Here is a 24,785-nt window from a genome sequence, read left to right as displayed (position 1 = left end):
CTCTAACAAAATCTTGCTTACTTGGTTGCGGCCTTCACGCGAACCGAGAGGCGGCTCTTGTAGCGTGATGCCGTGTTCTTGTGCAGAATGCCCTTCTGCACGCTCTTGTCCAGAGCCGATACCGTCTCACGGAAAGTCGTTTCCAGCGCGGTCTTATCGCCGGAGGTCAGTGCGGTGCGCAGATCGCGCAGCGCCGAACGCATACGCGACTTATTGGCGCGATTGGTCGCCGTTTTTGTTTCCGTCTGTCGTGCGCGCTTCAGCGCCGAAACATGATTCGCCATACTTACCTTATGTCCTTGTAGTCAAAACTGGAACTGGAAATCCGTCCCGAACAATTCATTCTACGGTATTCTCTGCGCTTTCCGCAAACCCGCAGCATCTCAGCAGCCTTTACACTGCCTGCGCTGCCTCTCGCCGCTCCAGCGGTGTCGGAACCCGCACTGAAGCCATACCCGCTGCCGTTGCCGCCTCGATACCCATGTCCGTGTCTTCAAACACAAGACACTTCTCCGGCGCCACGCCCAATTTTTCGGCAGCCATCAGGTAAGGATCAGGATAAGGCTTGCTCCGGGGATACTCCCCAGCGCACACGAGCATTTCAAATCTGTTCAGTAGTCCAAGTGTGCCGAGAGACTTCGTCACCGAATCGCGCCTGCCGCCGGAAACAACAGCAAACGGAATTCGCCCCTGCTGTGCCTCTATATGCTCCAGCACTTCCGGCACGACGCGCAGTTCGGGCAGCAACTCGTAGTACAGGCTCTCCTTGCGTTCGGCCAATTTCTGCACCGGCATGGCAAGTCCGGTCATAGTGTTTAGCTCTGCGATGATCTCCATCGCGGGCTTTCCGCCCCAGCTATAGAAGAGTTCTTCATCGAACTCGCAACCCCAATCCTTCAGAGCCAATTTCCATGCAATGTAGTGGAGTGGCATCGAATCGACGATCGTACCGTCGCAATCAAACAGGTAGGCCTCAAAACGGCCTTCAGGTAACTTCAGCTTCATTTGTTCTTGATCCTTCCATCCATTGTATCGGACGGAAGCTGATGGGCCACTGTTCTGGGCCTTGCGCCGCTTCACTTGTGTGCATCCTACTTTCAGGTAATTTTCGCGAAGGTGAATACATGTCTTCAAAGAATGGTGACAAAGCACGGCATCACAGGCTCCGAAAGCTAAAACTCGCTCGGCGCAATAAGCTCCGGCTGTTTCGTGCCGAAGCGGCCCATCCGCAACCCGAAGTCATGCAGCCCCAGCAAACTCCGCCCAAGGCTGCATAGACTCGACTTGACTGGCCCACGTTCGCCCTGCGTGAGCGGATGTGGGACCCCATCACTCCATTTAGCGCCGGCCTGTTCCTCTCCCACCCATATCGTCTGCCAGCGGTTTATACTCGATGTTTATGCTGAGAGTACGTTTTGCGCCCTCTCCCACCGGATTTCTGCATGTGGGCTCCGCGCGCACCTTCATTTTCAATTGGCTCTATGCCCGCCACAACGGCGGCACCATGGTCTTCCGTCTCGACGATACCGACGTCGAGCGCAACTCTGACGCGAGCGTCCAGTCCATCTTTGAGGGCCTGCGCTGGCTCGGTCTTTCCTGGGACGAAGAGTACAAACAGTCCGAGCGCCTTGCTCTTCACCGTCAAGTCGCCGAAGCTATCTTTGCCAAGGGCCTCGCCTACCGCGATTTCACGCCCGCGCACGCCGAGGACACCGATAAGTCCGGCCCGCAGGGAGCATGGTTGTTCAATCCCGGTATGCGCGACATGTCTCGCGAAGAAAGCGATCGCCGCGCTCAGGCTGGAGAGCCTTTCGCTCTGCGCTTCCGTGTGCCTCGCGAACAAAACCGCGTTCTCCGCTTCGTGGACTCGGTCTATGGCGAGCAAACCAAACTCGCCGACGAGGTTGAAGATTTTGCCCTCCTGCGCAGCGATGGAATGCCGACCTACCATCTCGCTTCCTGCGCTGACGATGCCGACTTGCGCATCAGCCACATAATTCGCGGGCAGGATCATCTTTCTAACACCTTCAAGCACCTCCTGATCTTCGAAGGAGCCGGGGCCGAGATCCCGCAGTTTGCGCATTTGCCGCTGCTCGTCGCTCCCGATGGCACAAAGCTTTCGAAGCGTCGGCATGGCCCTGTCGTCAGCGTCACCACTTATCGCGACGCAGGATTCCTGCCTGAGGCGTTCATCAACTTCCTGTGCCTGCTTGGCTGGTCGCCCAAGAACGATCGCGATTTCCTGACCTTGCCTGAGCTGCAATCGCTTTTCACCCTCGAAGGCGTGAATCGCGCTAATGCTGTGGTGAACTTCACCGAGGAAGATCCGTTCGACCCCAAGGCCGTGTGGCTCAATGCTGAACACATCCGCGCGCTTCCGGTCGAGCAGCTTTCCCAGCGTCTGCAGCCCTACTTGCAAAGCGCGAACATCCCGTTCACGCCCGAGAAGGTCCAGCAGGTCACACCGCTCATTCGCGAACGCATCAAGTTCCTGCAAGACGTTACAACGACGGCAGATTTCTTCTTTGCCGCCGAGCTTCCGCCTTACGATCACAGCGAGTTGATCCCGCAGAAAGGCGACGCTACGTTGGCTCGCAGAATTCTCACTGAGGCACAGGAACTGCTGGCGGCTACGCCCTTTGACCACGCCTCACTTGAGTCAGCTCTGCGCGATGCCGCCCAGCGTCTCGGAGTCAAGGCCGGACCCATGTTCCAGCCCATCCGTGTTGCCGTCTGTGGACGCAAGAACGCGCCGCCACTGTTCGAAACCATGGAAGTGCTCGGACGCGACGTCTGCCTGCAACGAATCGCACAGGCCAGCGCCAGGCTCTAGTGCGTAGTTTTCATGAAGTTTTTTGCCTTTAAGGAATGGAGTCATGAACGTTACAAAGCCGGAATCCAAAGCTGCCGCCAACACACAGGCCGAGTCTGCCCCTCGTCCCTCCAACTTCATCCGAGACATCTTCGTCGAGGATTTGAAGACGAAGAAGTACGGCGACGCCGTCGTCCAGACGCGCTTTCCTCCGGAGCCCAACGGCTACCTCCACATCGGACACGCCAAGGCCATCTGCCTAGATTTTGGTTTGGCCGACGAGTTTGGGGGCAAGACGAACCTGCGCTTCGACGACACCAATCCTGAGAAGGAAGAGCAGGAGTACGTCGATTCTATTCAGAAGGACGTTCGCTGGCTCGGCTTCGAGTGGGACCGCCTCTGCTATGCCTCCGACTATTTCGACCAGCTCTATGAATGGGCGCTGCAACTCATCAAGGCCGGAAAAGCGTACGTTGACGACCTCACCGCTGAAGAGATTCGCCAGCACCGTGGCACGCTGACCGAACCCGGCAAAGATAGCCCCTATCGCAATCGCAGCATTGAGGAGAATCTCGATCTGTTCACGCGCATGCGCAACGGCGAGTTCCCTGACGGTTCGCGCGTCCTTCGCGCCAAGATCGACATGGCCTCGCCGAACCTCAACATGCGCGACCCGGTCATGTACCGCATCCTGCACGCCGAGCATCATCGAACGGGCAATAAGTGGTCTATCTATCCGATGTACGATTTCGCACACGGCCAGTCCGATTCGCTTGAGCGCGTCACTCACTCGATGTGTACGCTTGAGTTTACCGATCACCAGCCGCTCTACAAGTGGTACATCGAGCAGCTCGGTATCTTCCCCTCGCAGCAGATTGAGTTCGACCGCCTCAATCTGACCTACACCTTGCTCAGTAAGCGCAAGTTGCTTCAACTCGTGCAGGAAAAGCGCGTTAGCGGATGGGATGATCCGCGCATGCCAACCATCTCCGGCATTCGTCGCCGTGGCTTCACCTCTGAGGCGATTCGCACTTTCTGCGCATCCATCGGAGCCTCGCGCACCAACGGCACTACCGACATCGAGATGCTTGAGCACTTCCAGCGCGAAGACCTCAACAAGCGCTCGCCTCGTGCGATGGCCGTTCTGCGCACGCTTAAGGTTGTTATCGACAACTATCCTGAAGGCGAAGAGTTCGTTGACGTCGCCAACAATCCCGAAGACCCCTCGGCCGGAAATCGTCAGGTTCCGTTCTCGCGCGAAATCTACATCGAGCAGGACGACTTTCGCGAAGTTCCGCCGCCCAAGTACTATCGCCTGTCGCCCGGCAAGGAAGTCCGATTGCGCAATGCCTACTTCATCACCGCTCAGTCCGTGGTTAAGGACGATGCCGGAAATGTCGTCGAGGTCCACTGCACATATGACCCAGCAAGCCGAGGCGGCAACTCGCCCGATGGTCGCAAGGTGAAGTCCACCATTCACTGGGTCTCGGCCAAACACGCGATCGAAGCCGAAGTCCGCATCTACGACAAGCTGTTCACCAAACCGGATCCGAGCGATCTGGCTCCCGGAGAAGACTTCACGGCGAACCTCAATCCCAATTCCCTCGAAGTCATCCCCAACGCCAAGCTTGAGCCCTCTCTTAGTTCGGCTAAAGTCGAAGATCGCTTCCAGTTCGAGCGCATCGGCTACTTCTGCGTCGATCCCGACTCCAAGCCCGGCCACTTGGTTTTCAATCGCACCCTGCCGCTCAAGGACACTTGGGCAAAGATCGAAAAGAAAGCCGGAGCCTAGCAGGGAAGAGAGAAACTTCAGGGTGCCCCGTCCTGGCTACGCTAGGGCGGGGGTGTTGTTTTTGCCCCGCTCTTGTTGTCGCTGTCATTCTGAGCGCAGCGAAGAACCCCTACCGCTCTCGCATAACAAGACTTCATTCCAGGTCACCTACCACCGCCCCGTGCTCTCTCCCTAGCGGAATGCCCCTCCCGACCACGCCATCCCGTACTCTCCCGAACGAGCATCTACTCTTGTACAATCGCAGTCGGTGATCCGTGTCCACCTCGAGCGAACAGTTTCCCCCACAATCCGCCCCTCGTCCCTGGCCCTTGGCTCCCGAGCCAGAACCGGTCTTCGGAATGCTCATGGTCGCCGTCACCTTCGCCGCAACCTTGGTTGCGATTGTGTTTTGCGGAGCCGTGGCCATCGTGGTGTCGCACCATATCCCCTCGCTGAGTCACGTTAAAACCGTCGACCTTGCCAGCAATCCGCGCGTACTCGTGCCCGCGCAATTTGCGGCCTATTTCCTCGTTTTCATTGCGCTCTGGCGACTTTTCTCACATCATTTCGGAATCGGATTTTTTCGCGCGCTTTCCTGGCGATGGCCCCAGCGCTGGTCCGCATTTGTTGCTGCTGGCTCCGTGCTTGCAATGCTTGTTCTGCTCAGCGCGCGCTTTCTTCCAACGCCTCCCGAGCTTCCCATCGACAAAATGTTGCGCACGCCAGCCGACGCATGGCTTATGAGCATCTTTGGAGTTTTTATCGCTCCGTTTGTCGAAGAAGTGCTGTTCCGGGGATTGTTGTTTCCCGCGCTTGCGCGCCACGCTGGTGCCGTTCTCTCGCTGGTTGCCACTTCCGTACTCTTCGGAGCCATACACGGACAGCAACTCGCCGGAGCATGGATTCAGGTCTCCTGCATCATCCTCGTCGGAGCTATTCTCACCGTGGTTCGTTGGCGTTTCCGATCGTTAGCTTGCTCCACGCTGGTCCACGTCGGATACAACGGAGCGCTCTTTGCCGCGCTCTTCGTCGAGACCCACGGATTCACCAACTTCACTCCGCACTAATCTAGGTGGCCCATTCAACGCTCTTTTCGTTGAGTGGGGCAATTGATTCGTCTTGCAGTTGCTCAGTTCTTCCTCGCTTGCTATGTTGAAAGCCATGTCCGACGCTCGCCAGGAACTCCTATCCCTCATCGCTCGACAATCCTTCCGCCTTGGTAACTTCAAGCTTTCCAGCGGCGGCACCAGCGACTACTACATCGACTGCCGCACAACTACCTTGCATGCTGAAGGCGCGCGCCTTACCGGCCGTGTTTTTCTCGATGAGATCGAGCGCCGTAATTGGAATCCGCTTGCCATTGGCGGACTCACCATGGGAGCTGATCCCATCGTTGTTGCTGTTTCCATGCTCAGCGCGCAGGAAACTCATCTGCGTTCCGCGCAGGAGTCTCACCCGGCGACTCATGGATTGATTCATGGGTTCCTCGTGCGCAAGGCCGAAAAGACCCATGGCACTGGTCAGCGCATAGAGGGCTTCCGCGAGAAAGGTGCTCGCGTGGTCATCGTCGATGACGTATGCACCACGGGAGCCTCGACCATTCAGGCAATCGAGGTTGCCCGCGAGTTTGGGTTCGAAGTTGCTGGCGTCATGTGCCTCGTCGAGCGAGAAGAATCGAACGGCCGTCCTGCAGTGGTGCAAGCTGCTTCCCCGGCGCCATTCGTTTCCATCTTCACTGCTTCTGATGTCCGGGCAGAGCACCTGAAACAGCAGGTCTGACCTGAGAATTGCCTCTATTGCCGCCCCGGACTACGATGTTGGCGTGGCCGTAATCTGTACGCGTGGCCCGAGGTGAATCTTGGAATGATGTTTGGCAAACTCGGTCTCATCATGGTCGTTGTGCGCGACATGGAGCGTAGTGTCGCCTTCTATCGCGATGTGCTCGGCCTTAAACTCCTCATCCATCAGGACAACTGGAGCCAACTTGATGCGGGCAACATCATCATCGGACTTCATCCGGATGGTGATGAGGTCAAGGTCAGCCCTACCACGGGCATGAGCATCGGAATCTACGTCGAGGACATGGACAAGGCGGTCACCGAAATCCGCCGCCGTTTCGGCAAGATTGCCGTCGGCCCGCGCCAGGATCCGTTTGGCCGTTGGGCATTGGTCTTCGATCCCGATGGGTATTGCATTCAGATCATCGAGATGGCGCGCAGCCTTCGCCCGCAGCATAAGCTCGCAGCCGAGCCAGTTGCTGAATAGTTCACCCACAAAGAGAAACCCTCCGCTTCGGCGGAGGGTTTCTCATGTACTGCGGAAGTTTTACTGGGCCTGCTGAGCCACGTGAGTGTGATGGTGATGATGGTGGTGCTTGTGGTGCTTCTTTGCGAACGCGGGCATCGCTGCGCTAAGCAGCAGAGCGCCAGCGAGAACGGCAATCATTGTCTTCTTCAACTGTGCATCCTCCAAAGAACGTCGCTTGGGGCGTCCATATTTTTTCTAGCACTTCGAGCGGCAACTTTCCATGGTTTAGGGTCTCTTTCAAAACAGCTAAGGTTGATTACTCTGATCCAGTCACTTTTCGGCCACTTAAGATCAGCAGCCATTTTCATATTTCGAGGGCAACCGTTTACACTAGGACTTAACCCAACTGACTGGATCTATTCCTGTGATTGAAACCCTGAAGTGGACCGATGCTGGTGTTCTGTTCATCGATCAGACCAAGTTGCCGACTGAAGAGGTCTGGGTCACCTGCCGCAATTACGAAGCGGTTGCTGACGCGATCCGCACGATGATTGTCCGTGGCGCGCCTGCCATCGGAGTTGCGGCCGCCATGGGGATTGCCCTTGGCGCACGCGATCTCGATGTGACCAGTATTTCGGAATTCCGTAACGGCATCGGGCAGATCTGTCGCACCATGGGCGAAACTCGCCCAACGGCCGTGAACCTGTTCTGGGCCATTCGACGCATGCAGCGCCGTTTCGAAGACATCAGTGGACGTCCCATCCCGCTCATAAAGCAGGCGCTTATCGATGAAGCTCTGTCCGTCTACGCTGAAGACATTGCGACCAACCGCGCCATGGGAGCTAACGGTGCGCCTCTTCTTCCGGAATTCGGCGGAGTGCTCACCCATTGCAATGCAGGAGCTCTGGCCACTGCCGGTTACGGCACCGCGCTCGGGGTCATTCGTGCCGCCGTTGAAGCCGGGAAGAAGATTCACGTCTTCGCCGATGAGACCCGTCCGTTCCTGCAGGGAGCGCGCCTGACCGCATGGGAGTTGATGAAGGACAATATCCCCGTCACTCTCATCTCCGACAACATGGCCGGAGCGATGATGGCACAGGGCAAAGTTCAGGCTGTAATCGTCGGGGCTGATCGCATTGCTGCCAACGGAGATACCGCGAACAAGATTGGCACCTACTCCGTCGCAATCCTCGCGAAGGAACACAACATCCCGGTTTACATCGCTGCCCCGTACTCCACAATCGATCTCGAAACGCCAGATGGTTCCGGAATTCCCATCGAGCAGCGCGCCGCCACCGAGGTTACGCACATCGGCGGCAAGCAGATGGCTCCGACCGGAGTCACCGTCGAGAACCCGGCATTCGATGTTACGCCCGCGCGCTACATCAAGGCGATCATTACCGAACGGGGCGTTGCAACGGCACCGTTCAACGAGTCGTTGCAGGCTCTCTCGCGTGGCAAGACCGTGATGGTCTAAAGCAATTGCAAACAGATAGCAAAGGGCGGCCCAGAGCTGCCCTTTGTCATTTCACCTCGGACATTCACGCTGATACTCTTACATCAGCATGTCGAGCCTTCTCCTCTCACACGTGACCCTCTCCTTGCCACACATCCTGATCGCCATGGCCGCCGCTTTTCTTGCGGGAGGTATTAACTCCGTGGCTGGAGGCGGCACACTTGTCACGTTCCCAGCGCTCATTGGCCTGGGACTCCCGTCCATCGCCGCAAATGCAACCAGCACGGTTGCTATCTGGCCGGGATCCTTAGGGAGCATGTGGGGCTTCCGACGCGAAATTCGAGACACCGACCCTCGCTTCCGCTTGCTGGCAATCCCCAGCGTCATTGGCGGGCTCATCGGAGCATACCTTCTTCGCCGTACACCGCCCGGAGTCTTCGACCACCTCGTCCCATTTCTGATTCTTTTCGCAACTGTATTGTTCACCGTGCAGGCTCCCATTCAGCGCCGACTGCAATCCACTACTCACCCAGACGGCAAGCGCAGCACTACCTGGATTGTCGGCGCGACCGTTGCACAACTCGCAGTTGGCATTTACGGAGGCTATTTCGGCGCTGGCATGAGCATCATGATGCTCACCGTGCTCGCTTTCATGGGAATGGATGACATCCTCAAGATGAGCGCCAACACTAGCTTTCTCGGCTTCTGCACGAACGGCATCGCGTCCATTCTGTTTGCGGCCTCGCACATGGTCGTCTGGCCTTACGTGTTCGCCATGATGTTTGCCGCGCTCTTCGGAGGCTACGCCGCCGCAGGTGTCGCACGCCGCATCGGCAAGGTGATCGTGCGCCGCTTCGTCATCGGCGTCGGTTTCACCATCGCCATCGTGCTCTTCATCAAGATGTTTGGGTAAAGAGAATGAGGGTGCCCCATCCTAAACTCGTGCTCTCGAGTTTAGGGTGGGGTTCTTGACTTTGCTTTTTGGTTTTCCTTACGCCGGATTTGCCTTCATAAAATCGTTGATCTTCGCGTACTCCTGATCACTCAATCTGAAGGTCGCCGCCGGAAGAACTCCATCCACCTGGCTCGCCCTGCGTGCGCCAACAATTGCTGCCGTCACCGCCGGATTGCGTAGCGTCCAGGCAATTGCTACCACGCCAGGCTCCACGTTGTGAACTTTACCAATCTCGCGCAGCAGTTCAACCAGCTTTAGATTCCGCGAGAGCTTAGGTTCCTTAAACTGCGGAGCGCGTCGGCGCCAGTCATCCTCAGGCATAGCTGCAATTCGTTCTGCTGTCATCTTGCCAGTCAGTAGACCGCTCGCCATCGGCGAGTAGTTGATCACGCCAATGTTGTTCTGTTTGCAGAAGGGAAGAATCTCGTCCTGCACTGCCGGATTCACCAGCGAGTACGGAGGCTGTAGCGAAGTGATAGGTGCTATCTTCAGTGCCCGCTTCATTTGCGAGACATTGAAGTTTGATACTCCGATGTAGCGCACCTTGCCTTCTTCCTTGATGCGCGCCAGCGCCTCCCATCCTTCTTCGATTTCAGCGTCAGGATCTGGCCAGTGAACCTGGTACAGATCGATCACATCCACCTTGAGTCTTCGCAGAGAGTTCTCCACCTCTTCGCGAAGAGAATCTTTCTTCAGGCTGCGATAAATCTGACGATTCTCGTGCCATCGCATCGAGCACTTCGTGAAAACGTATGGCTTGTGCGAGGTCTGCGCCAGCGCCTTTGCCACAATCTCTTCGGAGTGTCCCAGACCGTAGATAGCAGCGGTGTCAATCCAGTTTATTCCGCCATCCAGCGCTCGCAGAATAGCTTCGATTGACTCGCGATCTTCCTGCGGTCCCCAGCCAAATTCCCAGTTACCGCCACCAATGGCCCAAGCTCCGAACCCAATCGGAGTAAGCTTCAGATCTGAATTTCCGAGTTGACGAGTTTCGAATGAAGTGCGGTCTTTCTCTATCGTTGTGGACATAGTTTCTAGATGCGAGCGTCTTTTTTGTCGTCGCAGAACTATGCGGCACTTAGCTTCTGCTCGGTCGTATGTCCCGCGCCTTGACGGTTCCTCGCCCGCAGATAATCTTGGGCGTTATGATAGCCCTCCATCGTCCCCACGTCCATGTAGCGCTCGCCATTGCTGATTGCACGCACCGAGTTTCCCGCAGCAATGTAAGCGTTCAACAAGTGCCCAAGGTATTCATCTTCTCGGTGCCGGGCGTCCCACAATAGCCGTAGTTCGTGGAATGCGCGCCCAGACGCTGTCACTGCGCCCCATACCCAATTCGTACCGGGATCTGGTTGCTTCACTATGACGCGTTCCACTTGCCCCATCTCGTCGCACAGCACTGCGTCAAAAGCTTCGGGATTCACCACCGGAAAGAGCACAAGGCTTATGTCGGGGCCTTGTTCAACCGAGGCACGGAATGCATTTTCCGGAAACCAGATCGTGTCCGGAAGTCCGATCAGCACTGATTCGTCTGCGCGAACGAAGGGCTCTGCACGAAACAGCGCATCGCACAGCCCGTGCGGTTTCTGTTGCACGACATAGAAAATCTCAGCAGCGTAATCGCGTTCCGCATAATAGCGAACTATGTCGCTCTTCTCTGCCGAAATCACCATGCAGATTTTGTTCGCACCGGCAGCAATCATGCGCTCGACCAGGTATTCCGACACTGCCTTTGGGCGCTCAACTCCGGCGATCAGCCGCGAGCCAACCGGCAACAGCTCTTTACTGCATCCGAGTGGCTGAATGCGCGAGCCAGCTCCTGCGGCGGGAATTATGCCGATCATGCGGCCTCCATCTCTGGTTTGCTTGGATGCGGTGAACGAGCCTCTTCAAACGCAGCCAGCATCGCCTGTGCTCGCTGCTGTCCCGTGTGCTCATCGAGAGTTCTCTCACGTGCAAGCCGTGCCATGTTCTGTAGGTCTGTATCAGGCATATCAAGGGCGCGCAAAACGTCTTGTGCATCGCTTGCGATCAGCAGTTCCTTGCCGGGTTCGAAGAAATGATCCAGTCCGCGGAACCAGTCGCTCACGATCGGTGCTCCACAGGCTGCTGCTTCAAAGAATCTTCCAGAAGGACAGTAGCCCGAAGCGGCCATTGCTTCACGCGTGAGATTCAGTGTCAGGCGCGACGAGCAATAAAGTGCGGGGTGATCGGCCACAGTAAGGTGCTCTTCTCGGCGAACATTTTCGGCCCATTGCCACTCCGGCGGATATAGCGAGCCTGCCAGCAAAAACGATGACGCTGGTCTCTGCCTTGCCGGTTCGAGGAAGAACTCATCGAGCTTGGCCTGACGATCAGCAGCGTACGTCCCCATGTAGCTGAGTTCGCAGCGAAGATCATCTCGCGGCTGCACCGGCTGGTACACATCAGGATCAACGCAGCCAAAGAGCGGCCTCGCAAGCTTCACGCCGAAGTCCCTTGTGAGCGATTCGAGAGCAGATCCTCCAGTCCACGACAGCACGAGATCAAATTCCGAAAGCTGCTCCGCCCGGACGTAATCCAGATTGCCCTCTGCCAATCGCTGCAAAGTGATCGGCGTGTCTAGATCGTAGAAAACGCGAAGCGGACCATCTAATGCAAGCAGCTCATCTGCGATCCGCGCACCTTCGGGTACATAGCTGGCGCTGATTACCACGTCGGATTCAGCAGCCTCTAGCAGTGCCTGACAGCGAATCTCGTTCCATGATGGATAGAGCTTCAGGTCGCAGTACTTGAATTCGGCAAAGTCTCTATGCTTTGCGTAGTAGGGAACATCCCGTTCGTAGAACGTGACACGATGTCCGAGACGGTGAAGAGCACGCAGGATAGCACGATAAGGAGTGGCATGACCGTTGCCCCACGAGGAAGACAGTGTCAGGCCGAAGAGAGTGATCTTCAAAAGCGCACCATCCGGTTCCGCTGGAATATGCGGACCTAGTAACAAATTCTTCTCACGTTTGGATGTGGGGCGTATCGCAGATGTTTGCTGGTCTAAGGGGAGAGCCAGATCAATAAACAAAGGACCCGGCCGGAGGCCGAGTCCTGTTGAGCGAAGTTGATGGCTACACCAGTTTGGCATCCATCGTGATCTCAGCTCCTTTGAGCACACGCGACACGGGGCATCCCGCCTTGGCGTCGGCTGCCGCCTTCTGGAACTTTGCTTCGTCAGCGTTTGGAATCTTCGCACGCAGATCCAGGTGGATCTTGGTGATCGTGAATCCCGCGTCCGTCTTCTCGAGCGTCAGTGCGGCTGTCGTGTCGATCGATTCCGCTTTTAGCCCCACCCCATCCAACTGCGCAGAAAGGGCCATGGAGAAGCATCCGGCGTGTGCGGCTGCAATGAGTTCCTCGGGGTTTGTGCCCGCTCCGTTTTCAAAACGAGTGCTGAAGGAATACTGCGTTTGCGAAAGGACTCCACTGTCAGTGGTCAGAGTCCCGCGTCCATCTTTGAGTCCGCCCTGCCAATGGGCTTTTGCCGATCTTTGCATTGCGTTAGCTCCTAGCTTGCGCGCCCGAAAGCGCGACCCAACATGCTACATCTGATCGTGATCTTCTGCATGCCATTCAGGCGAAGGTCACAATTCAATCGATTGCATGAAAAGTGAATAGGATTCGGGGATTGTGGTATTTGATTAGCTAATGGTGGTCGCCGTGTCAGACTATTCACTCTTTTGAAAATAGAGGAGGTTCTCGCTATTTGCATCAAGGTAAATGGTTATGCTACCCGTTTGCTATGTGCTCTTACCGACCTTCTCTTGCGCGAACGATGAGATCTAGGTTTGGTTTCGTCCAATGAAGTTTCACGATAATTCGATGCGCCACACGGACAGGGTGGGATGCGCGCACCTCGACCCACCAGGACGACGAAGCGACAGTCCTCGCACATAAGTTCCACGGATTGGGTGACGATGTCACCGGCGTGCATCGAGTCTGGCATAAGGCGTCCACTGACCTAACCGCTTGGACGCGCAGGCCAATGTGCAGGTTGTGTCGCACCTTAGCTCGCAACTCTGGCGCGGTGAATTTATACTTTCAGCAGCTATTATGACCAACGATAGACGGTTGTTATGCTGCGCCATGGTTGTCGCATTGTGCTTGGGAGCTTCGTGCAAGCGGCAGAGTGAGAAGGACTTCAAGCCGAGTAGACTCGCCGGCAGCCTCTACAGCGGACAGAGTCTTCAGACAGCCGAGCGCAAGCTCGACATGATGGGCGGGAACTTCGACATCCTGCTGGATCGCAAGCCGCTGCCGAGTGACACGCGTCCGCCGTACAGATTGCTGGTGATCTCGAAGAAGAACGCGCAACTCGACGGGGCGACCGGAGAGTTGGTGCTGACGTTCTTCAATGACCGGCTGATGACTTCGCAGTTCTTCCCGACCGATGTGGCTGCTGCGCGCGCAGCGATCGAAGCGGACCAGAAGGTTTCGCTCGCGGGCGGAGAAGGACACATCGATCCTTCAACTCGCGTGTGGGTTGGCAAGGATGAGAGCGGGCGGAGCTACATCGGTTGGATCGACAAAGCTTTGCAAGCCGAGCAGGACGCCTGGGTAAAGCAGTACGGAGAATAGACACGAACATAGCGGGAGAGAGATGACGCCGACCGACCTGAATAAACTTCGCAATGAAATCGATGCGATCGACGAGAAGCTGGTTGAGCTATTCAACGAACGCGCCCGCTGCGTGCTCGAAATTGGCCGCTTCAAGCAGCAGAATCATCTTGCGGTGTACGAACCGAAGCGCGAAGCTGTCGTGATGGCCAATGTGGCGCGCTGCAACAACGGTCCCATGCCTGACGAGGAACTGGCGACCATCTACACGGCCATCTTGGCCGCGATGCGCAGACTGCAATCGCCCGACGTGTTGGAGCGCCCGTGAGTTCAACTCCGGCGGGCCTGAACCGGGTCACCATCGTCGGGCTCGGCCTGATGGGTGGCTCGCTGGCGCTTGCATTGCGGCAGTGCGGGTTGGCGCAGCACATAGTCGGCTGCGGCCGCGAAGCTCTGCAGAAGCGTGCTATCGAACTTGGCGCAATCGATTTCGGTACGGGCGATCCGGCCGAGTCAGTGGCCGAAAGCGATTTTGTCTTTCTCTGCACTCCTATTGAGACCAGCATTAATCTGCTTCGGAAGATTGCTCCCAGACTCAAGAGGGGAGCGCTCGTCAGCGACGTAGGAAGTACGAAGGCTGCATTCGCCTCTGCCGCACGCGAAATCTTCGGCGCTGAAGCCAACGAGCGAGTCCTGCCGGGACACCCTCTGGCAGGGCGCGAGCTGTCAGGACTGGATCACGCCTCAGCCGATCTCTACTCGGGTTGCGTGTGGGTGCTGACGCCGCTCGATCCTTCAGAGGAAGCCACATCTCACCGCCAACTTCGCTCAGCTTTGGAGGCGTTAGGCGCACGTGTTGTCTTCAATTCGCCTGAAGAGCACGATCGCACGCTGGCATACACGAGTCACCTTCCGCAGATGCTCTCAACGGCTCTTTCGATGACACTGGAACGCGCGTTCGGCACTCCCGATAATCCGGCACTCGAAATCCACGCCGGAGGATTGCTCAGTATGCTGCGACTCGCGGAAAGCGATCCTTCGATGTGGGAGCAAATCGCGACCAGCAATCGCGAGAATATCGCTTCGGCACTTGAGGCGATAGAAGCGGAACTGAGAACGCTCCGCGAGTCGCTCGGCGATGCGGAGTTTCGCAAGAAGTTCGAAGCTGCAAGGAAGTTTGCGAAGTTCTTGAGAAAGTGATGGCTGTATTCCGGAGGGAACAGCATGCTGCGAAATGCGCTGCGAATCCTCGCGAAAGCCCTTGCGGTACTTGCGACATTGGCGGGAACTGTAGTTTGTGGAATCGTGCTCTGGCTCTGTTTCTATACCTCTGACTTGCCTGACGTTTCAGAGTTGAAATTGTTTGCCCCACATTCGGACTCAACAGTGTTCTGTTCAGAGCACGAGCGTGTGGTCAGTGTGCCCGTCATCCCTCATTCAGATTTTTCCGCAAATCTGCAAGCCGCAATCAACGCCGTAAATGGCGATCTGCATCGCGGCGTACTCCGCAGAGCCTTCGTAGGCATTGTCTTCCAGAAGGCGGATTCACAAAACGATTGGTATGCGTTGCAATTGAGCCGGAACCTCGTTTATAGGCAACGTAAAGCTCTCCCCAGGGCATTCGCCGAGATCCGGACTGCAAATCAGATTGAAAATCGATTCACCGATGAAGAAATAGTTACAATTTATGCGAACCGAATCTACACGGGTGCGGAAGCCGACGGGGTTGAAAGCGCAGCGCTCCATTTCCTTCATAAGCACGCTAGAGATTTGGACCTATTAGAAGCAGCGCTCATTGTCGGGCTTGCACGGTCTCCACATCTCGACTCGCCTATCTTGCATCCTGATCGTGCTTTACGGAGGCGTAACGACGTGATCGATTCGATGCTAAGCAGAGGGTCAATCACTCGTCAGCAAGCCGATGAAGCCAAAAAGAAGCCTTTGCAGGTCGCGGCAGTAAAGAGCTAATTCGCGTCGGCCAAGCTAAAGGTCCAAGCCTGAAACTTATACGGGTGCTTCCGGCTTGCAATAGTACTGTACGGTACATATACTTTCTGGCTGTTGGATAAATGTACTGATTGGTACTCTAGTGAAGATTGATAAGAGCTGCAAGGCCTCGAACTCCGCGAGAAACAAGGTTCCGCGTGGCCGCCCAGTGATGGGAGAAGCGGAGCGTTACCGCGAGCGAATTCTGGATGCTACGACTGAAGTGTTCTTGGAGAAGGGGTTTGAGCGCGCCAGCACCAATGAAATTGCGCGACGAGCACAGACCTCAAAGCAGACGCTTTACGCCCTCTTTCCGACGAAGGCAGACCTCTTTGTCGGCGTGATGAGCGCGCACACGGAGCAAATCTTTTCCCGGCATGTGTATTTCATCGAGTCAGGAAAAGAGCCACGGCAGGCTCTGACAGAGATCGGCTACAACGTGCTGAACATGTTCAGCGCTCCCGAGTTCGTTGCGCTGCATCGCATTGTGGTCGCCGAAACGCATCGCTTTCCGGACCTTGCGCGCGAACTCTGGAAGGAGTGCGTGGAGCGTGGCTACAACCTGTTGGCTGAATATCTGCAATCACGGCGCATTGGCGGACCAAATTACAAAAAATCGGCAGCGCAGTTTGTCTCTTTTGTGCTCGGAGATTTCGTGCTGAATGCGATGCTCAATCCAGATGTGGAACTCAGCGAACGTGCGGTCCGAGTTCGTGTACGAGAGGCAGTAGAGAACTTTCTAAAACTTCATCCAGCGCCGCACGCGGGAAAAAAGGTAAGAGGAAATGGCATCCGCAGCTAGAGCCGTTGTCCTTGCAGAGCACGAAGCATGGAAGCCTGCAGTTAATCCCTGGCTCATCGCGCTATCCGTTATCATTCCGACTTTCATGGAAGTGCTGGATACTTCCATTGCCAACGTTGCACTCAATCACATCGCAGGAAGTATGTCGGCTTCGTACTCGGAAGCTACATGGGTGCTCACGTCATACCTGATCTCTAATGCCGTTGTGCTGCCACTGACTGCTTGGCTCGGAAATCGTTTTCAGCGGAAGCGCTTTTTGTTGTTCTGCATTTTCCTGTTCACATTATCTTCGCTGTTCTGCGGACTCTCGGTTAATTTGCCGATGCTGCTCTTCATGCGCGTGGTGCAGGGAATAGGCGGAGGCGCTCTGGCGCCGATTTCCCAGGCGATTCTGATGGAGAGCTTCCCAGCACGGCAGCAGGGAGCGGCACAGGCCCTGTTCGGATTGGGCGTGGTGGTAGCGCCCGTAGTGGGGCCGGTGCTTGGAGGATGGCTGACTGACAACTACTCGTGGCGATGGATCTTCTACATCAACATTCCGTTTGGTGTTGCCGCGATGTGGGCGATTCAAAAAACGGTTGAGGATCCGCCGTGGGTGCGCAACTCCGAACCGGGGCCGCTCGACATTGTAGGGTTTACCGCATTGTCAGTCTGGCTGGGATGTCAGGAAGTGTTTCTCGATAAGGGGCAGGAAGACGATTGGATGGCATCGCGCTTCATTCGCCTGATGGCTGTGCTGGCCCTCGCGGGATTCGTAATCTTCGTACACCGCGAGTTGAAAGCAGAAAAGCCTATGGTCGATCTGCGCATCCTGCGTGTGCGCAACTTTGCGATGGCCACGGTGATGATCTTCCTGACGAGCCTGCTGATATACGCGATTGGTCTGCTGACACCTCAGTTTCTGCAGCAGTTGATGGGGTATTCCTCGCTTGTGGCGGGCGTTGCGACAGCTCCGCTCGGCATCGGCGCCGTAATCTCGATGGTGCTGGTTGGCAAGATGGTGTTCAAGACGGAGCCGCGCAACATAGTTGTGTTTGGATTCCTCATCTTTGGATTCGCAGCGTTCAGCTTGTCGCGAATCACTCTGGACATCTCGCCATCGTTCGTTTTCTGGCCACAGGTGTTGGCTGGCTCCGCGATGGGATTCCTGTTTGTGCCGCTGAATGTGGCGGGAACGGCACCGCTGCGACGTGATCAAATCGGCTCAGCCACAGGTACGCTGAACCTAATGCGCAACGTGGGTGGCAGCGTGGGTATCGCGATGGTCAGTACGTTCCTTGCGCGTCGAAGCCAATTCCACCAAGACGTTCTGGTGCAGCATCTGACGCCGGGAAACCATCTCTTACTTGCCAAGTTGTACGCCGTGCGCAGCTACGTGCATATGCGAATTCCAAACTCGGGCGATGGCATGGGCGTGGCGATGGGAATCCTGGACAAGATCGTGCAGCAGCAATCTCATCTGCTGGCTTTCGCTGATTTATACGATGGGCTGATGGTGATTGCCATCAGCGCGACGCTGCTCGTCTTCTTGATGGAAAAGATCAGGTCCGGGGGTGTGCCTCCGACGCTGCATTGAGTCCATTGGAGACAAAGCTTTTGTCAGGCCCGAAAGCGCATAGCGCTCCGGGCCTTTGCTTTTGCGGCTTCTTCTTCGCGGTCTTTCGGCGCGGCGGTTGTCTCCAAAGAACTCAGAAGACGAGTGGAGGCTTCCGCCACTTCGTCCACTGCGCGAAGGAACGCGGCTTCGTTCGCCTTTGAAGGCTTGTTGAAGCCGCTGATCTTGCGCACATATTGGAGCGAGGCCGCACGGATCTCTTCTTCGGTGGCGGGCGGCGCGAAATTGAAAAGCTCTCGGATGTTGCGGCACATGGCTTGTCTCCTAACGCAACAGGGCTTCGATGCGGCGGGCGTGGACCATCTGTTCGCAAGGCGACCAGGCGAAGATGGTGAAGCGTCCGTCCTGCGAAGCGACGAGGGACATGGAGTCTGGCTGGTCCTGTGCGAACTGTGCAGCAGAAAGGTGCCTGGTGCCGCCAAGCTGCGCAGGATGAACGATTTCAGGGGCCGATTCAGCGACGGGTTCGGTGACCACGACTTGCTCGACACGAGTGCCTCCGGGGCGGCGTCCGATTTTTGCGCCGAAGGCCATAAGTTGATAGTTGTCGTTCATGATGGTTGCGCCATCAACAGCAGTGAGTCCGGCGATGGCGTCAACCGTGCGGCGCAGAGCGTTCTTCCATGCCGCATCGGGTGCGGCCGGTCCGGAGGCGAGCAATTGTGGAAGGCCAAGGAACGGCGGTGAGACGCCATATTGGATGGGCTGCAAGATAGACTCGCGCCACGTATTGCCGCCATCGGGGACGACGAGTAGGGAACCACCGCGGCCGTGCATTCGCATGGAAATTGCGAGTTGCACCAGAACGTTGAGATCGTCGCCGGGGTTGCTTTCGGTACCGAAGCCAAGCATCTTGCGAACCATCGGCAGGCAGTCAGGCAAGTTCATGGAGTCTTCACTGAGTACCTTGATGAGATCGCCCTCGAGCACAGCAACGTTGGCGAACTTTCCCGTGTCCTCGCCGCGACTTTCCTTGATGACCAGCAGGCCGGGCGAGGTTACCTCGACGACGAAACAGTACTTGGGAATGCGAGTGACCGTGCCCCAGACCTGAAGCTCTCCGTCGCGTCGCCACACACCGAGATGCACTCCGGGGCGCTCGACGGCGGGAGCCAGGCGGGCAAGTGCACCGGGCGCAAATGGCAGGGGCTGGGCAAAACGAAGCGGGAAATGGGCCGAATCAGGATCAAGGAAAGCTGCCGAGATCGTGGGCACGTAAGTTTCCTCGCGTCGCAGGCTGGCCCAGAATGCGGCATCGATCATGCCCTCAATGTCAGAAATCTCGGGGCGATGAGGCGAATCAGGACCGTCGTTGTTGGCAAGCCCGTGCAGGAATCGCGGGTAAATGAGTTCGGAGACGCGGCGGGCAACCGGATATGCTGGCCAGTCTTTCACTTTCTGCTCTCTATTCCTTCCATCATGCATTGATCCTATAACGTCGCGCATTGCCATACGGAACTGATTGCGCTCGGCAGGGCTGAGACTCAACTCTGATTGTAAGTGGCTGAACTAGTAGATTCCTGAGACAAACAATGAGTGATATCGCTCATTGTGAAGGTGAGCTGGAATGCATATCTTCGGGTATGGCCGTAATTATCCCCTTCCCGCTGAAATCTCAACCCGACTCGGATCTGAATGCTGATCTGCGGTGCCCTGACTGTGAGTACGTTGCGCACTCTCAGGGAGAGCTGGAAGATCATATGGTTGAGGTTCATCCACTCGAATAGCTCCTGCCGCGGGGCGCTACTTAGGGTTCTTGCTGGAGGCACGTCTTGCGTTCTTGAGTCCCGCTAAAATCAAACCGAGTGGCAGCGCCAAAATCAGTACGTCGATCGCGGCAGCAAATGCAAGATAGAGAGATCCATGATCGGAGTCTATGCCTTGCGGAAATATAAGGGCAGCGACGAATGCTCCGGGAAGAAGAACGTACGCGATCCCAGACAGGCTTTCAATGCTCGCCAGGGCAGCGATTATGAAAACGACTGCGGTCGAATAGAGGCAAGCTTTAGCAAGAGACTTCACTTTTACCGCGCACTAAAGGTTCAAAGAACCTCGCCGATAACTCTGGTGTATGTCACGAAAGCCTCGTCGGAGAGAACCGGCAATCGGGCCGGCGTCGCACGAGCGCAAGAAGGAGATCACCATGTCATTAGGCGTCCTGAATAACGTAGCGTCCCTTACCGCCCAGAATCAGTTGCAGATGACCAACACGTCATTGCAGAAGACCTTGTACCGTTTGTCGTCTGGTTCGAAGCTGAACTCTGGCGCAGATGATGCAGCCGGATTGTCGATTGCGAATGGATTGTCGGCGAACATCACTGCCCTGACGCAATCGTCAGCAAACGCGACCAACGGAGTAGGTAAGTTGCAGGTCGCCGATGGTGCCCTCTCGCAGATCACGACGCTGCTGAATCGTGCAGTAACCCTAGCAACCGAATCGGCGAACGGCACGGTGACCGCAGGCCAGCGCACGGCACTGAATACGGAATTCACGTCGATCAAAAATGAAATCGACAATATCGGATCCCAGACGACCTATAACGGTTCGGCTGTGTTCTCCGGAAGCGGCGCGAATTATTCGCAGGTAAAGTTCACCGCCACGAATGCGTCAGGCATGGCAACGGCAGTTGCAGCAGGCCAGGTGAAGCTGAAATGGGGAACTTCGCTCGGCTCATCGTTCACGTCGTCGTCTTCCGACAAGACCGTGGGCGACCTGATCAACGACATCAACACGAACAGCAATGGCGCGCTCGTGGCTTCGCTTGATGATAAGGGCAACCTGCAAGTGGCCGTGACGGACGGAACCGCGAAGGACGCAACCTCGAACTTGCAGGACGATACCAGCACGCTGAAACTCGGTTCTGACTCGGCGGCCGAGACGGCTTCGCAAGTGAACAACTCGAGCACATTCAGTGTGTTCCTTAGCGATGCCACGAGCACAGGAAGTGGCAGCATCAATGTCAACCTGAATTCCCTGAGCTCGAGCAACATGAACGGCGTAAGTATCGCGAGCAACGAGTTGACTTCGGCGACAAGCGCCCAATCTGCACTGACGGCAATCAACACGGCTATCGCGCAAGTTGCGGCGCTGCGTGGCAACATCGGCGCAGGAATAAACCAGTTGAATGCAGCAGTAAACGTTGAGAACGCACAGATTCAGAACCTAACCTCGGCGCAAGATAGCATCAGCTCTGCAGACATCTCGACTGAAGTCAGCAGCATGACGAAGTACAACGTGTTGACCCAGACCGGTATCTCCGCGTTGTCGCAATCGAACCAGATGCAGCAATCGCTGTTAAAACTTCTTCAGTAAGCAAGCTGCCAGTTGGGGTGAAGCCTTCGTCGGCTTCACCCTTTTTTCGTCCAGGAGATCCGCTTGTCAATTGAGTTCGCAAACCCGGTCGGTCGCGATACTTCGCCGCCCAGCGCCGTTCCTCAAGTTTCTTTAACGAAAAGGGAACGCGACGTGCGTACCGATGATGAGCAGCCCCCAACGGAGGTCGCCTCGGCTGAGCAAGGTGCACTGCGTTGGCGCAAGCGGGAAGAATTCGAAGAAAAATGGAAGCGCAGGCGCGGTGAAAAAGCCAAAGACGCGATTCTACTGAGGCCAGGAATGACACCGCCCGACTGACGCAGATCGCCGAAGCTGAGCAGGATACTGAGCTGTGCGAAGTAGAGGAGGATTCGACCGGAAACTTACTGGATGAGCGGTCTTAATAGATATGAACACATCGTCAACAAGCAGCACAGCGCTAATACAAGGTACTAGTTACACAAGCGGCGCGGGAATTGACGTCACCGCAACGGTCGACGCGATTATCGCGAATGATCAGTCTCCTGAGACGGCGTGGAAGAACGACCAAACGGCGATCACGAACCAGGAAGCTGCGCTCGCAACGCTACAGACGGAAGTGGCCGCCATTCAAAACTCGTTTCAGAGTCTCACGGAATTTGATGGGGTATTTACCACTCCTACCGCAACTTCTTCCAATATGTCAGTCCTTTCGACAACCGCTACGAGCAGTGCGGCAATGGGCACCCATAAGATCTCGGTATCCCGAGTGGCGACCACTGGGGTGAGCTACTCCGATGCGCTTAGTCCCTCCTGTTCGACCATCACCGCGGGAAAGCTGGTACTAAGCATTGGCGGCAAGCAGCAAACCATCAACGTTCCGGGTGACACGACAACGGATGCGAATGGCAACGCCACGACCGCGACGACCACCACACTCTCAGCCGCGGCAGAGTATATAAATAGCCAAGACTTGGGAGTCACAGCGTCCGTGATCACGGATTCGATCGGATCGCGTTTGGCACTGACTTCCACTGCTTCTGGTTCGGCAGCAAGTGTATCTGTCGTGTCGGCACCTGCGGAGTTGAGTTTCACGGAGGTTCCGGGAATAGATGCGAGCCTGACAGTCGATGGCGTGCCGATCACCTCATCCAGTAACAAGATTTCCTCCGTCATACAAGGTGTGACACTTGATGTGTCCGGCACGTCGCAGCAGGAGATTACTGTCGAGGTGGCTCCGGATACGGATAAGATCACGGCAGCTGTGAACAGCTTCATCAGTTCCTACAACGCTGCAGTGACCGACTTGAACAATCAGTTTCAGTACGCGGCGGGAACATCCACGAGTTCATCTTCCTCGCCGGCAGGCGTGTTGGAGACGGATTCCGCAGCCCGAGACGTACAGTCGTTGTTACTCTCTGCTATTTCAGTTGTCACGAGTGGAAATGCGACGTTCAAGACCTTGGGTTCGCTCGGTATAACCATGGCCGACGATGGCACGCTCTCGCTTGATGGGACAAAGTTCGCTAGCGCGCTGGACAACAACTACACCGATCTAAAGAGCTTCTTTCAGAGCACGGACAGCTCTTGCTTCGTACAGCAGTTCTCCTCTACGCTTTCCGAACTGACCGATCCTACAGGCAGTCCTATCGTGCTGGACATCAACAGCCTCAAGAGCAACTACGACCAGGATCAGAAGAATGTCGACGATCTCGAAGCAAACCTGGTGACAGTTCGCCAAACCCTGATCGCGAAGTACAGCACTCTGGATGCATTGTTGAAGACATTTCCCACGACGATGGACGAGATCAATACCGAGTTGGGTTATAGAACCACGACGAGCAGTAACAGCTAGGAAAACACGATGACACAAGCGGAAGTCAGTAGAAGTTATCGAGAAGCTGCTATAAGGGGCGCAAGCAGTGTAGAGTGCACGATCATGCTTTACGACGTTGTTATCGCTGATATTCAAAGGGCGATTCAGCATCTTGGCACGGGCGATGTCGAAGAGCGGACTCATGCGCTGTTGCACGCCCTCAGCGCCCTGGAGCAACTACAAGGGACGTTACAGATGGAGACGGGCGGCGATGCAGCACAACACCTCTACCGCTTCTACTCTCTTGCACGGGCGAAGATACTCGAGGCGCAGATCAAATGTCGCGTGCGACTTTTCGAAGAGATTTTGGAATCGATGCTGCAGGTTCGAGAGCTGTGGGTGAAAGTGAAAGAACAATGCCAGCCTGCGATCGTCGCTTCGGAACCTTGGGCGGTTCCGGACGAGACGATCGTTCAAAGTGGAGCGTGGAGTGCCTAGAGCCGGAAGTAAATAGCAAGTGGCCGCAAAGATGCGGCCTTTTCTTTTGGAGCTTAGTGCAAGTAATCGAGAAGGCTGACCTGATTCATCTTGGCCGCCGCAGCAACCGTTGCGCTCCGGGCGTATTCGGCTTGCGTGACATCAGTCGTGGCAGTCGCAACATCACTGGCGACGAGCGTGTCCTGGTAGGTGGTGATGTTGACCTTCTCCTGACTGAGGAAGTTCTCGTTGGAATTGAGTTCACTGATCGTGTTGCCAAAGAATACCTGAGAAGTATTCACGGCATCGAGAGCTTTGGTGATGGAGTTTCCGGCAGTTTTGATGCTGGCGGAGTCTCCTGATTGCAGCGCATCGACCATCGACTGCAATGCGTCAAAGACGTCTGCGCCTGGCTGGGAAAAGATGTCGCTACCAGGAAGATTTGCTGCGACAGAAAGTCCAGTGCCTATTTGCACTTTGTTCTGCTGATCATTTCCCACGTAGTTGATCTGATCGGCATTGCTCGCGTCGGCGACGTAGGGCGCAGACCCAGTGGCAGTGCCTGCGAAGACGTATTGTCCTGCATAAGAAGTGTTAGCGAGGGAAAGCATCTGGTCCTTAATGCCAGATATCTCGGACGCTATTGCTGCGAGATCGGTCTGGTTCATTGTGCCGTTCGCACCCTCAACTCCTAGACTCACCGCGCGTTGCATCAGAGTGATAGCAGAGTTGAGCGTACTGTTTGCCGTGCTTAGTACCTCTTTGAGTGAATCGGAATTTGCGGTGTATTGATCGACAGCAGAGGACTTTGAAATTTCGCCAATCATTGCCGCTTCCGCTGCAGGATCGTCGGAAGGCTTGTTCACGCGGCGTCCAGTGCTGAGCGACTGAAGAGCAGTGGTCTCGTTCTGCTGTGATTGATTGAGCAAGGCCACCATATCGGCCGTGTAGTTTGGATTGACTCTCATT

27 protein-coding genes are annotated in these 24,785 nt (G+C 56.0%); 17 read left to right on the top strand and 10 right to left on the bottom strand.

Features of this window, described 5'->3' with window-relative positions; all coding sequences use genetic code 11:
• Positions 1-17: 17 nt before the first annotated feature.
• Both rpsT and AC6IZD_RS14980 read right to left on the bottom strand, forming a co-directional pair.
• Positions 18-284 carry a 30S ribosomal protein S20 gene (gene rpsT, locus AC6IZD_RS14985; protein WP_497784155.1) on the bottom strand — a complete coding sequence of 89 codons (267 nt, stop codon included), beginning with the start codon at positions 282-284 and terminating at the stop codon, positions 18-20.
• A 109-nt stretch (positions 285-393) separates the two neighbouring features.
• Positions 394-1,005, bottom strand: a complete 612-nt coding sequence (locus AC6IZD_RS14980) for an HAD family hydrolase (protein WP_497784154.1) — start codon at positions 1,003-1,005, stop codon at positions 394-396.
• Positions 1,006-1,124: 119 nt separating this feature from the next.
• Here AC6IZD_RS14980 and AC6IZD_RS14975 point away from each other — a divergent pair, with 119 nt between their 5' ends.
• The 6 genes from AC6IZD_RS14975 to AC6IZD_RS14950 all read left to right on the top strand — a co-directional run bounded on the left by AC6IZD_RS14975 (position 1,125) and on the right by AC6IZD_RS14950 (position 6,848).
• Complete coding sequence (locus tag AC6IZD_RS14975; RefSeq protein WP_497784153.1) at positions 1,125-1,277, top strand: hypothetical protein; 153 nt, start codon at positions 1,125-1,127, stop codon at positions 1,275-1,277.
• Between the two features lie 122 nt (positions 1,278-1,399).
• A complete protein-coding gene (gene gltX / locus AC6IZD_RS14970) occupies positions 1,400-2,833 on the top strand; it encodes a glutamate--tRNA ligase (RefSeq protein WP_497784152.1) in 1,434 nt (477 codons plus the stop codon).
• Between the two features lie 43 nt (positions 2,834-2,876).
• A complete protein-coding gene (locus AC6IZD_RS14965; RefSeq protein ID WP_497784151.1) occupies positions 2,877-4,604 on the top strand; it encodes a glutamine--tRNA ligase/YqeY domain fusion protein in 1,728 nt (575 codons plus the stop codon).
• Between the two features lie 254 nt (positions 4,605-4,858).
• The gene (locus AC6IZD_RS14960) at positions 4,859-5,650 is read left to right on the top strand and encodes a CPBP family intramembrane glutamic endopeptidase (RefSeq protein WP_497784150.1); all 792 of its coding nucleotides are present in this window, start codon (positions 4,859-4,861) and stop codon (positions 5,648-5,650) included.
• A 94-nt stretch (positions 5,651-5,744) separates the two neighbouring features.
• Positions 5,745-6,362: an orotate phosphoribosyltransferase gene (gene pyrE, locus AC6IZD_RS14955; RefSeq protein ID WP_497784149.1), complete on the top strand. Its 618-nt coding sequence runs from the start codon at positions 5,745-5,747 to the stop codon at positions 6,360-6,362.
• Positions 6,363-6,446: 84 nt separating this feature from the next.
• On the top strand, positions 6,447-6,848 hold the full coding sequence (locus AC6IZD_RS14950; protein ID WP_497784147.1) for a VOC family protein: 402 nt from the start codon (positions 6,447-6,449) through the stop codon (positions 6,846-6,848).
• Positions 6,849-6,908: 60 nt separating this feature from the next.
• Here the strand turns inward: AC6IZD_RS14950 and AC6IZD_RS14945 are convergent, their stop codons facing one another.
• Positions 6,909-7,040, bottom strand: coding sequence for a hypothetical protein (locus tag AC6IZD_RS14945; protein ID WP_497784146.1), 132 nt, complete (start codon positions 7,038-7,040; stop codon positions 6,909-6,911).
• Between the two features lie 214 nt (positions 7,041-7,254).
• On the opposite strand from AC6IZD_RS14945, the gene mtnA reads away from it, so the two are divergent.
• Positions 7,255-8,307: an S-methyl-5-thioribose-1-phosphate isomerase gene (gene mtnA, locus AC6IZD_RS14940; RefSeq protein ID WP_497784144.1), complete on the top strand. Its 1,053-nt coding sequence runs from the start codon at positions 7,255-7,257 to the stop codon at positions 8,305-8,307.
• Between the two features lie 88 nt (positions 8,308-8,395).
• Positions 8,396-9,199, top strand: coding sequence for a sulfite exporter TauE/SafE family protein (locus AC6IZD_RS14935; protein ID WP_497784142.1), 804 nt, complete (start codon positions 8,396-8,398; stop codon positions 9,197-9,199).
• A 78-nt stretch (positions 9,200-9,277) separates the two neighbouring features.
• On the opposite strand, the gene AC6IZD_RS14930 is transcribed toward AC6IZD_RS14935, so the two are convergent.
• From AC6IZD_RS14930 to AC6IZD_RS14915, 4 genes are all read right to left on the bottom strand, one after another.
• Positions 9,278-10,270 (bottom strand): aldo/keto reductase, encoded by a 993-nt coding sequence (locus AC6IZD_RS14930; protein WP_497784141.1) that lies wholly within the window; start codon positions 10,268-10,270, stop codon positions 9,278-9,280.
• A 38-nt stretch (positions 10,271-10,308) separates the two neighbouring features.
• Positions 10,309-11,085, bottom strand: coding sequence for a sugar phosphate nucleotidyltransferase (locus AC6IZD_RS14925; RefSeq protein WP_497784140.1), 777 nt, complete (start codon positions 11,083-11,085; stop codon positions 10,309-10,311).
• Positions 11,082-12,179: a CgeB family protein gene (locus AC6IZD_RS14920; protein WP_497784138.1), complete on the bottom strand. Its 1,098-nt coding sequence runs from the start codon at positions 12,177-12,179 to the stop codon at positions 11,082-11,084. Before AC6IZD_RS14920 ends, AC6IZD_RS14925 begins: the two co-directional genes overlap by 4 nt.
• Positions 12,180-12,342: 163 nt before the next feature.
• A complete protein-coding gene (locus AC6IZD_RS14915; RefSeq protein ID WP_497784136.1) occupies positions 12,343-12,768 on the bottom strand; it encodes an OsmC family protein in 426 nt (141 codons plus the stop codon).
• Positions 12,769-13,324: 556 nt separating this feature from the next.
• On the opposite strand from AC6IZD_RS14915, the gene AC6IZD_RS14910 reads away from it, so the two are divergent.
• From AC6IZD_RS14910 to AC6IZD_RS14885, 6 genes are all read left to right on the top strand, one after another.
• The gene (locus AC6IZD_RS14910; RefSeq protein WP_497784134.1) at positions 13,325-13,849 is read left to right on the top strand and encodes a hypothetical protein; all 525 of its coding nucleotides are present in this window, start codon (positions 13,325-13,327) and stop codon (positions 13,847-13,849) included.
• 22 nt (positions 13,850-13,871) lie between these two features.
• Positions 13,872-14,156, top strand: coding sequence for a chorismate mutase (gene pheA / locus AC6IZD_RS14905; protein WP_497784133.1), 285 nt, complete (start codon positions 13,872-13,874; stop codon positions 14,154-14,156).
• Positions 14,153-15,028, top strand: coding sequence for a prephenate dehydrogenase (locus tag AC6IZD_RS14900; RefSeq protein WP_497784131.1), 876 nt, complete (start codon positions 14,153-14,155; stop codon positions 15,026-15,028). Before pheA ends, AC6IZD_RS14900 begins: the two co-directional genes overlap by 4 nt.
• A gap of 24 nt (positions 15,029-15,052) precedes the next feature.
• A complete protein-coding gene (locus AC6IZD_RS14895; RefSeq protein WP_497784130.1) occupies positions 15,053-15,796 on the top strand; it encodes a transglycosylase domain-containing protein in 744 nt (247 codons plus the stop codon).
• A gap of 121 nt (positions 15,797-15,917) precedes the next feature.
• Positions 15,918-16,616 carry a TetR/AcrR family transcriptional regulator gene (locus AC6IZD_RS14890; RefSeq protein WP_497784128.1) on the top strand — a complete coding sequence of 233 codons (699 nt, stop codon included), beginning with the start codon at positions 15,918-15,920 and terminating at the stop codon, positions 16,614-16,616.
• A complete protein-coding gene (locus tag AC6IZD_RS14885) occupies positions 16,600-18,192 on the top strand; it encodes a DHA2 family efflux MFS transporter permease subunit (RefSeq protein WP_497784126.1) in 1,593 nt (530 codons plus the stop codon). The genes AC6IZD_RS14890 and AC6IZD_RS14885 overlap by 17 nt, the downstream gene beginning before the upstream one ends.
• A gap of 23 nt (positions 18,193-18,215) precedes the next feature.
• Here AC6IZD_RS14885 and AC6IZD_RS14880 read toward each other — a convergent pair whose 3' ends face one another.
• Both AC6IZD_RS14880 and AC6IZD_RS14875 read right to left on the bottom strand, forming a co-directional pair.
• The gene (locus AC6IZD_RS14880; RefSeq protein ID WP_497784124.1) at positions 18,216-18,485 is read right to left on the bottom strand and encodes a DUF2277 domain-containing protein; all 270 of its coding nucleotides are present in this window, start codon (positions 18,483-18,485) and stop codon (positions 18,216-18,218) included.
• Positions 18,486-18,495: 10 nt separating this feature from the next.
• On the bottom strand, positions 18,496-19,626 hold the full coding sequence (locus tag AC6IZD_RS14875; RefSeq protein ID WP_497784123.1) for a putative sensor domain DACNV-containing protein: 1,131 nt from the start codon (positions 19,624-19,626) through the stop codon (positions 18,496-18,498).
• Positions 19,627-20,302: 676 nt separating this feature from the next.
• On the opposite strand from AC6IZD_RS14875, the gene AC6IZD_RS14870 reads away from it, so the two are divergent.
• The 3 genes from AC6IZD_RS14870 to AC6IZD_RS14860 all read left to right on the top strand — a co-directional run bounded on the left by AC6IZD_RS14870 (position 20,303) and on the right by AC6IZD_RS14860 (position 23,837).
• Complete coding sequence (locus AC6IZD_RS14870; RefSeq protein ID WP_497784122.1) at positions 20,303-21,544, top strand: flagellin N-terminal helical domain-containing protein; 1,242 nt, start codon at positions 20,303-20,305, stop codon at positions 21,542-21,544.
• A 409-nt stretch (positions 21,545-21,953) separates the two neighbouring features.
• Complete coding sequence (gene fliD / locus AC6IZD_RS14865) at positions 21,954-23,378, top strand: flagellar filament capping protein FliD (protein ID WP_497784121.1); 1,425 nt, start codon at positions 21,954-21,956, stop codon at positions 23,376-23,378.
• Positions 23,379-23,387: 9 nt separating this feature from the next.
• Positions 23,388-23,837: a flagellar export chaperone FliS gene (locus AC6IZD_RS14860; protein ID WP_497784120.1), complete on the top strand. Its 450-nt coding sequence runs from the start codon at positions 23,388-23,390 to the stop codon at positions 23,835-23,837.
• 53 nt (positions 23,838-23,890) lie between these two features.
• Here the strand turns inward: AC6IZD_RS14860 and flgL are convergent, their stop codons facing one another.
• Positions 23,891-24,784, bottom strand: a complete 894-nt coding sequence (gene flgL / locus AC6IZD_RS14855; RefSeq protein WP_497784119.1) for a flagellar hook-associated protein FlgL — start codon at positions 24,782-24,784, stop codon at positions 23,891-23,893.
• Position 24,785: the final 1 nt, after the last annotated feature.

This window comes from Koromonas humicola (assembly GCF_059726255.1).
The sequence above is the reverse complement of the archived record's forward strand: the minus strand, read 5'-3'. Positions and strand labels throughout refer to the sequence as shown.